The sequence below is a fragment of the Lentzea sp. JNUCC 0626 genome, assembly GCF_043632865.1.
In the GTDB taxonomy this organism is placed as follows: domain Bacteria; phylum Actinomycetota; class Actinomycetes; order Mycobacteriales; family Pseudonocardiaceae; genus Lentzea.
Window position 1 is genome coordinate 9,909,691 of the sequence record NZ_CP171635.1, and the last position, 10,673, is coordinate 9,920,363.

General features: G+C 69.6%; 7 protein-coding genes. 5 read left to right on the forward strand and 2 right to left on the reverse strand.

Going from position 1 to position 10,673, the window contains the following annotated elements:
• Positions 1-20: 20 nt before the first annotated feature.
• Together JNUCC0626_RS46710 and JNUCC0626_RS46715 are read right to left on the reverse strand one after the other, a co-directional pair.
• A complete protein-coding gene (locus tag JNUCC0626_RS46710) occupies positions 21-593 on the reverse strand; it encodes a hypothetical protein (protein ID WP_394617028.1) in 573 nt (190 codons plus the stop codon).
• On the reverse strand, positions 593-955 hold the full coding sequence (locus JNUCC0626_RS46715) for a hypothetical protein (protein WP_394617029.1): 363 nt from the start codon (positions 953-955) through the stop codon (positions 593-595). Before JNUCC0626_RS46715 ends, JNUCC0626_RS46710 begins: the two co-directional genes overlap by 1 nt.
• A 138-nt stretch (positions 956-1,093) precedes the next feature.
• On the opposite strand from JNUCC0626_RS46715, the gene JNUCC0626_RS46720 reads away from it, so the two are divergent.
• The 5 genes from JNUCC0626_RS46720 to JNUCC0626_RS46740 all read left to right on the forward strand — a co-directional run bounded on the left by JNUCC0626_RS46720 (position 1,094) and on the right by JNUCC0626_RS46740 (position 10,669).
• Complete coding sequence (locus JNUCC0626_RS46720) at positions 1,094-6,241, forward strand: DUF6531 domain-containing protein (RefSeq protein ID WP_394617030.1); 5,148 nt, start codon at positions 1,094-1,096, stop codon at positions 6,239-6,241.
• Positions 6,242-6,334: 93 nt separating this feature from the next.
• Complete coding sequence (locus JNUCC0626_RS46725) at positions 6,335-7,603, forward strand: EGFR-like transmembrane domain-containing protein (protein ID WP_394617031.1); 1,269 nt, start codon at positions 6,335-6,337, stop codon at positions 7,601-7,603.
• A 55-nt stretch (positions 7,604-7,658) separates the two neighbouring features.
• Positions 7,659-8,285, forward strand: coding sequence for a 4Fe-4S single cluster domain-containing protein (locus JNUCC0626_RS46730; RefSeq protein WP_394617032.1), 627 nt, complete (start codon positions 7,659-7,661; stop codon positions 8,283-8,285).
• Positions 8,286-8,329: 44 nt separating this feature from the next.
• The gene (locus JNUCC0626_RS46735) at positions 8,330-9,196 is read left to right on the forward strand and encodes an effector-associated domain EAD1-containing protein (protein ID WP_394617033.1); all 867 of its coding nucleotides are present in this window, start codon (positions 8,330-8,332) and stop codon (positions 9,194-9,196) included.
• A 66-nt stretch (positions 9,197-9,262) separates the two neighbouring features.
• Complete coding sequence (locus JNUCC0626_RS46740) at positions 9,263-10,669, forward strand: hypothetical protein (protein WP_394617034.1); 1,407 nt, start codon at positions 9,263-9,265, stop codon at positions 10,667-10,669.
• Positions 10,670-10,673 lie beyond the last annotated feature (4 nt).

Consider the following 10,673-nt stretch of genomic DNA (forward strand, 5'->3'; position numbering starts at 1 on the left):
GGGACTTTTCCCGTGCTCGCTCACCGGAAGGAGACGGTCCCGGTGATCATGCCGAAGAGCTCGAACAGGTCGTCGGCCTCGGCGATGTTGGGGCTGGTGCCGGTGATCACCAGCACGTCGGTGCGGCCGGGGATGCGGATCAGCGTGTGCATGACGGCGCAGCGGATCGTGACGTCGTCCATCACGACGTCCTGGATGCCGTGCACGCGTGCCGCCGTGCCGACGCCCTCGATGCGGACGGTGCTCACACGCGTCCAGGTGTCCACACCGGACTTGTTCTCGGTCAGCGCGGTCAGCAGGTCGGCGTTGCCGGGCGGGGTGACCATCGCCGCCACAACGGTCGCCGTCAGCGGGCCGTCCTCGTAGATCTCGAACACCCCGGCGGCGTGCAGCACACCGTTGCGGCGGGCGTGCCGGACCGAGCGGCGAACCTCTTCGGTGAACTGCCCTGCTGTCTCTTCTTCGATGCCCGCTTCTACACAGGCGTCCCAGAGGCGGCGCGCGAGGGCGTTCTCCGCGGACTCGTCCGCGACGGACAGGTCGTACCAGTTGTCCGGAATGGTCAGCCGCAGCGAACCGGTCGTGGTGCTCATCACTGTCCTCCAGCGGAGTTGTTCAGGATTCCGGCGATCGTCGCGCCGATGTTGCCGGTGACCTGGCTGACGTCCGGTGGTGCGTCGAGTGCGGCGGTCGTCTGCTCGTCGGTGCTGCGGAACGCGTCCGCGACCGTGCGGCTGGCGTCGCGCAGTGCCACCAGGTCCCTGCCCAGCACGAAACGGCCGTCGCCCCAGGACTTCTCGAAGTCCCTGGCCGCGTCGGCCACCCCCTTGTCGCCCATCGCGTTGACCATGCCGCCCATCGACCTGACCAGGCTGTCGCCCATGAGCTGCTCTGTCCGCGTCAGCAGATCCGCAACTCTCGCCAGCTCGTCGACGGGCACCCGGATCTCGCTCATCGCGCTCCCCACTCGTCGGACTCTCTCTTGTGGACGCACGGATCGGCGGGCGATTCGGTTCAGGGAGAGCCGGACTGAACCGAACGGATCGCGGTCACGTGTCGCCTTCGTCGCAGAAAGTACTTTAGGGAGAACGAGATGACCCGGCCCGCCGATGCCGAATGGTCCGTACTGGACGAGAACCGCGATCCGATCCCCGGCGATCCGGACGCGCTGGTCGCGTTGCGCGACGCCTACCGCGAGCTCGGTTCGGTGACGCAGGAGGCCTTCCAGCTGCTGAACGGCGCCGGTGACATCGACGGCGGCATCGGCAAGGCGATGGACGCCTACCGCAGGCTGTACGGCGAGGTGCCCAAGCGCCTCAACGACATGGCGTTCGCCTACGGCCAGGCCGCCGACGCGTACGCGCGGTACATGCCCTCGCTGGAAGAGGCGCAGGCGATGTCGGTGACCGCGCTGGAGCAGGCGCGTGCGGCCCAGGCCGAGCAGGACGCGGCGGGCACCGAACTCGCCGCCGTGGTCAAGGGCAGCATCGAGGGCATCTTCCAGAAGCCCGACGAGAACGCGCCCCCGCCCACCGAGGAGCAGAAGGCGCAGCAGGCCGAGCAGAAGGCCCAGCAGGACGCCGACCGGCAGGCCGCGCAGAACAGGGCGGCCGACGCCCAGCAGAACCTCGACCGGGCGAAGTCCCTTCTGGGGCAGGCGATCGCGCTGCGCAACCAGGCCGCGTCCACGGCGTCGCAGGTGCTCTACCAGATGGGCGACATGGCGCCCCAGCGGTCGATCTGGGAGAAGATCGCCGACGCCTTCAAGGAGTTCTTCGACTTCCTGGTCGACGTCGTCGCCGAGATCCTCACGATCGTCCTCGACGTGCTGTCGGTCATCGCCGGGTTCATCTTCCCGCCGCTCGGCACGGCGATCGGCCTGCTGTCGTCCGGCATCGAGATCTTCGCCGCCGTCATGAAGAACGACATGGTGGCGCTGGGCATCGCGCTCGGTGGCCTGGCACTGAGCTTCGTGCCCGGCGGCAAGATCCTGAAGAACGTCATCAAGTACGGCGCCAAGATCGGCGGCACGGTCAAGGCCGGGGTCCAGGGCGCCGTCAAGGGATTCGGTGGCGCGACCCGCAACCTCGACATCGCGATCCCGCCGCCCAAGGCCATCAAGCAGGTCGACGGCGCACGCGGGCTGAACACCCCGCCGCGTCCCAACGCGCAGAGCAACCTGGACAAGGTGCTCGCGGCCGACCCGATCGACATCTCCAGCGGCCGCATGCTGTTGCCGCAGGAGGACTACGCCATCGAAGGCGTGCTTCCGCTGCGGTTCACGCGAATGCACCTGTCCACCTACCGGGCGGGCCGCTGGTTCGGCCCGAGCTGGGCGTCCACAGCGGACCAGCGACTCGAGGTCGACGAGCAGGGCATCACGTTCGTCGCCGAGGACGGCACCATGCTCGCCTACCCGCACCCCGGCGACGGCGAGGTGCTGCCGGAGGAAGGTCCGCGCTGGCCGCTCAGCAGGGGAGCAGCAGGCGGGTACGTGGTGCGGCAGAACGACCGGGACCTGCGCTTCCTGCCGGTCACCGACGACCGGGTGCTGCCGATCGAGTCGGTGTTCGACCACCTCGGCAACCGGATCGAGTTCACCTACGACGACGAGGGCGTGCTCACCGGCATCGCGCACACCAGCGGCACCTTCACCGAGGTGGGCACCGAGGACGGCCGGATCACCGCGCTGACCGCGGGCGGCGTCCAGGTCGCCGGATTCCGTTACGAGCAGGGGAACCTGGTCGAGGTCACCAACGCCTCGGGCAGCACGACGAAGTTCCGGTACGGCAGCGGGGACCGGATCGTGCGCTGGGACGACAGCAACGGCATGTGGTACGAGTACTTCTACGACGACCGCAACCGGTGCGTGCGCACGCGCGGCGCCGAGGGCATGGTCAGCTACCGCTTCGAGTACGGCATTCGCCGCACGACGGTCACCGACTCGTTGGGCCGCAGGACGGTCTTCGACCTCAACGAGGCCTTCCAGCTCGTGCGCGAGACCAACACGGCCGGTGCCGCCGTCGAGTCCACTTGGGACCGTTACGACCGGCTGCTGACGCGCACCGACCCGTTCGGCGACGTCACGCGCTACGAGTACGACGAAGAAGGCAACCTCGTGCGCGAGGTGGGACCCGACGGTGCGGAGACCCGGGGCGAGTACCTCGCTCCCGGCCTGCCGACCCGGTACGTGCTGCCGGACGGCGGCGAGTGGAGCTACGAGTACGACGAGGAAGGCCGGGTGATCGGCGAGGTCGACCCGACCGGCGCGCGCACGACGTACTCCTACGACGGCTATGTCACGACGACCGTCGACCCGTTGGGGCGCAGGACGAGTGTCGAGCACGACCTGGCCGGCCTGCCGGTGAGCGAGACCACCGCGCTCGGCGCGCGCACGCAGGTCGAGTACGACGGGTTCGGCCGGCCCAGCGCGGTGACCGAGGCCGCCGGCGAGACCACCCGGATCACCTGGCACGCCGGCGGAAAGCCCGCCGAGGTCGTGCGACCGGACGGCGGGCGGGACGAGTTCTCCTACGACGGTGAGGGGAATCTCGTCCAGGTCGTGTCCGACGGGGCCGTGTCGAAGGTGACCTACGGGCACTTCGACGTGCCGTTGAGCATCGAGACCCCGGGCGACGGGCGGATCGAGTTCCGCTACGACACCGAGTCGCGGCTGACCGGCGTCACCAACGCGCTGGGCCTGACCTGGCGGTACGACTACGACCCCGCCGGCGCGCTGGCCCGCGAGGTCGACTTCGACGGCAGGGAGCAGCGGTTCGTCTCCGACGCGCTGGGTCGCGTCACCGAGGTGCACAACGCGTCCGGGCAGAGCGCCCACGTCGAGTGGGACGCATACGGGCGGCCGGTGTCGCGGTTCACCGACGAGGGCATGACGACGTTCCAGCACGACCTGGCCGGGAGGCTCATCGGTGCGACGTGGCCCGGCGGTGAGCTCACGCGGACCTACGACGCGCTCGGGCGGACGCTCACCGAGACCGTGAACGGCCGCACGATCACCCACACCTACGACGTCGCGGGTCGCCGGACCGGGCGGATCACGCCGTCCGGCGCGGAGAGCACGTGGCAGTACGGCGAGGGAGACGAGCCGGTCGCGGTGGAGATCGCCGGCCGCACCGCCGAACTCGGCCACGACGCGCAGGGTCGCCAGACCCGGCACGCGGTCGGCGCGGTCGAGGTGGAGCAGGAGTGGTTCGCCGGGCGGCTGCGCGCGCAGCACGTCAACAGCGAGGCACGCGTCTTCACCTACCGCCAGGACGGATCGCTGATCAGGATCGCGGATGCCGCACGCGGTGAGCGAGAGTACGAAGTGGACGGTGCCGGGCGGGTCGTCGCCGTCAGCGGCGACATCGAGGAGCGCTACTCCTACGACGCGACCGGGATGCTGACCCGTTCTCCGCTGGGAGAGCACAGTTACGACGGCATGAACGTGCGGCAGGTCGGCGAGATCCGGTACGACCACGACGCGGACGGCCGGGTCGTGCGGCGCGCCGAGGGCAGCCGGGTCTGGCGGTTCCGCTGGGACGTGCTGGACCAGCTGGTCGCGGTGATCACGCCGGAAGGTGAGCACTGGCAGTACCTCTACGACCCGTTCGGGCGGCGGATCGCCAAGCAGCGGGTGTCGCCGGACGGCACCGAGGTGCTCGACCGCGTCGAGTTCACCTGGGACGCGAGCGATCTCGCCGAGCACCGTCGCGGCACCGACGTGACGGTGTGGGACGGCCACCACCAGATCGACCGGTCCGGTGACCAGACCTGGGAGCAGGCGCGATTGCGGGTCGTGGTGACGGACCCCGCGGGCACGCCGTCCCACCTGCTCGACGAGGACGGTTCGGTGTCGTGGCGCGCGGCGGGAAGCCTGTGGGGCCTCGGCGACGCCGGTGACACCCCGTTGCGGTTCCCCGGCCAGTACTACGACTCCGAGACCGGCCTGCACTACAACCGTTACCGCTACTACGACCCGGCGTCCGCCCGCTACGCGAGCAAGGACCCGCTGGGCCTCGGTGCCGCCGCGGACCCGCGTTCGTACGTGCTGAACCCGACCGGCTGGGTCGACCCGCTCGGCCTCGCGCCGTGCCCGGTGAAGGAGTTCAAGAAGATCCACGAGACACCGGCCGGCACCTCGCTGATCCTGCGCGGTCCCGACAGCAAGCGGTTGCGCTTCCTGGGCAACGGCAAGTTCGCCAACGCCGTGCGCGACAGGCTGCCGGCGTCCGGGGGCAAGAACCCCAACGTGATCGACGACGCGGGCAAGTTCGACTCGCTGGGCCAGGGAGCCAGCATCCCGCCCGCGGGCAAGGGCAAGATCACCTTCAACGAGGACCCGACCACCCTGAGCGAGTTCAACAACGGTTCGGACCTGTCGCGCCGGGCCATGGACGTGGCGGGCGCCAAGGGGCTCAACTTCAACAAGGGCTCGGAAGCACTGGAGCAGTTGGGCCGCAACGACCCGAAGACCAAGAAGTTCTTCGACGCGCAGGACGCCCGCGACCGGCACGTCGCGAACCAGTCGGCCGAACGCAACGCGAAGCTCGACACGTCGAAGCTGGACACCGCCAAGATCGACACCGTGCTGGGCTCCAAGACCGGGAACTTCAACCAGGTGGACGGGCTGCTGAAGGAGTTCGACGGGGTCGCGATCGGCGGCAAGCACGGGCCGGACAACCCGGCGTTCGACGTGCTGAAGAACAACATGAAGGGGCTCAAGGACAGCGGCGTCAACAAGGTGTTCATGGAGAGCCTGCGCAACGACGCCCACGGCAAGTTCGTGAAGGAGTTCATGGACACCGGCAAGTTCGACCCCAAGTTCGAGCGCTTTCTCGACATGCACGCCAACAACCGCGAGGTGAAGGCGGTGCTGGAGGCGGCCCGCAAGGAAGGCGTCGACGTGATCGGCATCGGTGGCAACCCGGCCCGCATGGGCCCCGTCGCCAACAACGACGGGCTCTTCCGGCGTCACGCGATGCTCAACTCGCTCGGCTCCGAGTCGGTGGAGTTCCACCAGCGGATGAATCCCGGCAAGTTCGTGATGGAGCTCGGTGCGAAGCACCTGGGCACGTCCAGCCGGACCGGCACCCCGGTCAACGTCGGCGGGGTCGACCTGCCGAACCGGTCGGCGGGCATCGGCGACATGGTCAACGTGCCGAGCGTCGTCACCGACGAGATCAAGGGCGGGCTCCGCCGCGTCGGGATCATGGACAACGTCTTCACCACCGCGCCGTAGTGCGCTGAATCACGCGGATCCGTTCCCCTGAACCACAAGGGGAACGGATCCGTGTCCACTTGGGAACCGCCACCAGGAGAACGAGGCAGTCAATTGTCCACTTCGAACCTGCTCCGCCGGGCACTCATGGTGCTCGCCTTCCTGCTCGCGGTCGCCCCGGCGTCCGCGTTGGCGCAGCCGGAGAAACCGCCGCTGTACTTCGAGGTCCCGAGCAGCGGGTCGACGACGTTGCTGGACGTGGCGCGCACGACGCTCGGCAGTGCCCAGCGCTGGCCCGAGATCGTCGAGCTCAACCCCGACCTGGTGCGGCCGGACGGCAAGCCGCCGGCCGCGAACGACAGGCTGCCCGCCGGGACGTCGATCCTGTTGCCCGGCGACGCGAGGACCGGTGACCCGAACGTCGGGACGAAGCAGAGCCCGAACCAGCCGAACCAGGCCGCCCAGCCGCCCGCACAGCAGAAGATCCTCGGCATGACGCCGGTCGTCGCGTACTCCGTCGGCGGTGGCGTGCTGGTGCTGCTGATCGGCGGTGGTGTGACGTTCTTCCTGCTGCGGCGCAAGGGACGCAAGCCGAAGAAGGCAGTGGTCGCGCCGGTCTCGGTGGACGACCCGAAGCCGCGCATGGTGCTCGACCGCGCGTTGCGGCACCTGGTCGTCAGCGGCAGCCCGATCCCGCAGGTCTACGGCGCCGTGGTGGGCCCGGACCGCATCTCGTTGCGGCTCACCCCGCCGCAGCCGCAGGCCACGCACCCGTGGCGGACGCGCGAGGAGGGCGCGGTCTGGGAGGCGCCGACCTGGCAGCTCGACCCGACCACGCCGAACGTGCCGCCGCCGTTCCCGCTGCTGGTGTCCGTCGGCACGATCGGCGGTGAGTGGACCGCCGTCAACCTGGGCCGCGCGCCCGGCCTCGTCGCGCTGACCGGCGAGCCCGGCGTCACCGGGCAGGCCGCCGCGGCGTTGCTGGAGCAGGTCGCGGCCGACCCCGGCGTCGGGATCACCGTGATCGGCCGCGTGCCCAAGGCCCGCCTCGCGCCCGGCCGCGTCCGGGTGGTGCAGTCCGCCGAGGAGTTGCTCGGAGGCAACCGGCGGAACGACAACCCGGACGTCACCGGCATGCTGGCGGGCAACTGGCAGGCCGCGCCGAGCCGGTTGAGCCGGCACCTCGTGCTGGTCAACGCCCCGTTGCCGCCCGCGGACGTCGACCGGCTCGGCACGCTGGCCGCCATGCCGGACCTGACGAGCGCGGTGCTGGTCGTCGGGGACGTGGCGACGGCCGCGTGGCGGTTCGGGATCGCGGACGACGGCGCGTTCGACATCGGCGTGCTCGGACTGGAGCTCGACTCGGCCAAGACCGACGCGTAACCGCAGGTGCCGGCCCGCGTGTAACGATCGTTTGGGGGCGTGGCGACAACAGGGCATGGTGGTCAGGCTCAACGTCGCCTCCACGTGTGTCGGCACCGCGGCGCTGGGTCCGGGGTTCCGGTCCGTCGTGTGGGTGCAGGGATGTCCGTTCCGGTGCAAGGGATGTGTCGCACCCGAGTGGATTCCCGACGTGCCCGCGCGACTCGTCGGCGTCGAGGAGCTGGCCGCCGAGCTGCTGGCGGACGAGCGGGTGGACGGCCTCACGTTCAGCGGTGGCGAGCCCATGGCCCAGGCCGAGGGGCTCGCCGCGCTCGCGAAGATCGCCCGGCGGGAGCGTGACCTGTCGATCGTCTGCTTCACCGGGTTCACGCTGAACCGGCTGCGGGACAGCGGGGTGCCGGGCACGGTGGAGCTGCTGTCCGAAGTGGACGTTCTGATCGACGGCCGGTACGTGCGCGAGCGCGACGACGGGCGGGGGTTGCGCGGCAGCGCGAACCAGATCGTGCACCACCTGACCGGACGGCTCAAGGACGTCGGGTACGACTTCGCGGGCCGGGAGCGGACCACCGAGATCAGGGTGGGGGAGCGCGAGGTTTCGCTCGTGGGTGTGCCCACCGCCGATTTGTTGACAAGACTCGCTCCGGTGCTGGGAGGACCTGCGCCAATACCAGGCCGCGTGTGATCGGGACATTCCGTGCTCGGGGCAGGAAAGCGAGCTGAGGCCTTGTGAGTGGCGGGCTGTCGTCTCTCGAGATCGGTCATCTCGCCCGCCTGTACCGAACGGTGCAGGCGGCACGGGACGTTCTGCTGGAATGCGGTATGCCACGCGAGTTGGTATTCGAGATCGTGCACCGCGGTGATGTGCAGGTCTTCTGGGAATGCGCGTCGGTGCTGCTGGAGAACGGGGTGCTGGTCGAAGGGCGGAAGCGGTTGTTCGAGACCGTGCGCCTGAGCTATCCGGGCAACCCGCTCTTCGCCGGGCAACCGGAGCAGCCCGCCGAGCCGTCGCGGTCGTACCGCTCCGGCAGGGACATGTACGTCGTCGAACGGGCGGAAGGGCCCATCTACTTCGGCGCGCCACCAGAACCGGAGACCACCCCGCCGGACAGGTCTCCCACCAGTGTTTTCTTCGTCGGCACCAGTCCGTTCGACATCGACCTCGGCGTGCTGCGGGCCGACCGCGAGTTCCGGGCGATCCAGGGCGAGGAACGGCCGGGCGCGCTGCGCGTGGTCAGCCGGACCGACACCGATCTGGCGGAACGCCCGGACGTCCTGCACCTCGCCGGCCCCGTCGTCGGCGGCCCCGAAGCGCTGGCCCGGCGGTTGCGCGCTTATCGCGACCACGGTGATTTCACCCTGTCGGGCCTTGTTCTCTCCGTGAGTCGCAGTGCGGAGTTCGCCGATCTGTTCGACGGACTCGTGAAAACCGTCGTCGCGTGGAATAGCGATATCGATGACGACACCGCGATCGCGTTCTCCGTCGCTATGTACCGGAACCTGGTGCAAAGCTCGGTTCGGTCACTCGACGCGGCCGCGAGAGTCGCCGTGGAATACCGGAACCTCTCCGAACAGGTGCGCGTCCGATCGATGTAACGAATCTCCGCTCTTCGCTGACAAGACGGGTGCTTGTTCCCGTGGTGAGCGTCCAGAGGTGGCTCGGTGAGCGGAAGAAAACGCATTTACGTCGACGAGGGCGAATGGAATCGTCTTCGCCAGGAGGCGGGCAAGCTCGCGGAGCTCAAGCGCGACGTGCCGAAGATGGTCGAGCGGATCCGCGAGCAGACCCAGGCCGACATCGAGGCGTCGATGCGGGAGGTCGACCAGCGGCACGCCCGGTTCGAACAGGCCGTGACGCAGCTGAGCGAGCACACCCGCGAGGTCGAGCGCGAGACGGCGCAGCGCCTGCGGGAGAACAACGACAGACTGCACCGCGAGATCACCGAGCAGGGCGCGCAGCTGCGGTCCGAGACGTCGGAGGCGTTGCGGCAGCAGCAGGAGACGCTGACCAGGGCGATCGACCGCGAACGCCAGGAGCGGGAGCGCAGGCAGGCCGAGATCGGGGCGAAGGTCGACGCGTTGCGCGCCGACCAGGACCGCGCGGAACGGATCGCCCGCGAGTACGCGGCGGACGCGCAGGTGTTGCGCGACCAGGTCGTGCAGTACCCGCACGAGCGCTACCTGCCGAACCGGGTCGCGCCGCTCGAGGCGAGGCTGTCCACGCTGGTGTCCAACGTGCACAGCGGACTCGGCGCGCACAGCCTGAGCGCGGCGCAGGAGCTCGTCCAGTCGTTCAGCGAACTGCGGCTCGACCTCGAACGCCTCGACCAGGAGTGGCGGGCGTGCCGGATGGCCGCCGAACGCGACCTCGTCCGGTTGCGCGAACTCCTGCGCCAGAACGAGAAGATCGACCTGCGCGGCCGGTTGCCGGAGAACTCGCCGAGCGAACTGCCCGACGTCGACCACTGGTCGCGCGGCGCGTTGACCCGCCTGGCCACCGAGGTCGACTCGCTGCTCGCCCAGGTCCGCGACGACGCGCAGCCGATGACCACCGAGGCGTTGCTCGCCGTCGTCGACACCGTGCCCGAGTACGAGCAGCGGCTGGAAACCGTGGTGACGCAGGCGGTCACGGCGATGCGGGCCGCCCAGCTGCGCACCAACCTGGCCGAGCTGATCGCCGACGCGCTCGATCACCACCACCACTACCAGGTCACCACCGCCGGGTTCGCGAGCGAGGACCAGCGCGAGGCGTTCCTCGCGAAGTCCGTGCACCACGTCAGCGGCAGCGAGATCGTGATCGAGGTCGAGCCGGGCGAACGAGTCGACGGCCCGCCCGTGGTGCGGTTGCACAACTTCGACGCCGACGGCGCGTCCGAGGCCGAACGGGCCGCGCGCACGCGGTCGATCCACCGCAACGTGCTGGACCACAGCGGGATCGACCTGCGCGCGACCGAGGAGCACGCGGAGCCCGACGACCGCAAGCGCGACATCGAACCGCTGATCACCAGACGAGCGCCCCTGTCCGCCCGCTTCCCCGTGGAACCGGGCGAGACCCGCGACCGCCGCTGACCGG

Excerpts from the sequence above, each read along its gene's own strand:
- JNUCC0626_RS46710 (WP_394617028.1), bottom strand. The coding sequence starts at position 593 with ATGAGCACCACGACCGGTTCGCTGCGGCTGACCATTCCGGACAACTGG.
- JNUCC0626_RS46715 (WP_394617029.1), bottom strand. The coding sequence starts at position 955 with ATGAGCGAGATCCGGGTGCCCGTCGACGAGCTGGCGAGAGTTGCGGAT.
- JNUCC0626_RS46720 (WP_394617030.1), top strand. The coding sequence starts at position 1,094 with ATGACCCGGCCCGCCGATGCCGAATGGTCCGTACTGGACGAGAACCGC.
- JNUCC0626_RS46730 (WP_394617032.1), top strand. The coding sequence starts at position 7,659 with ATGGTGGTCAGGCTCAACGTCGCCTCCACGTGTGTCGGCACCGCGGCG.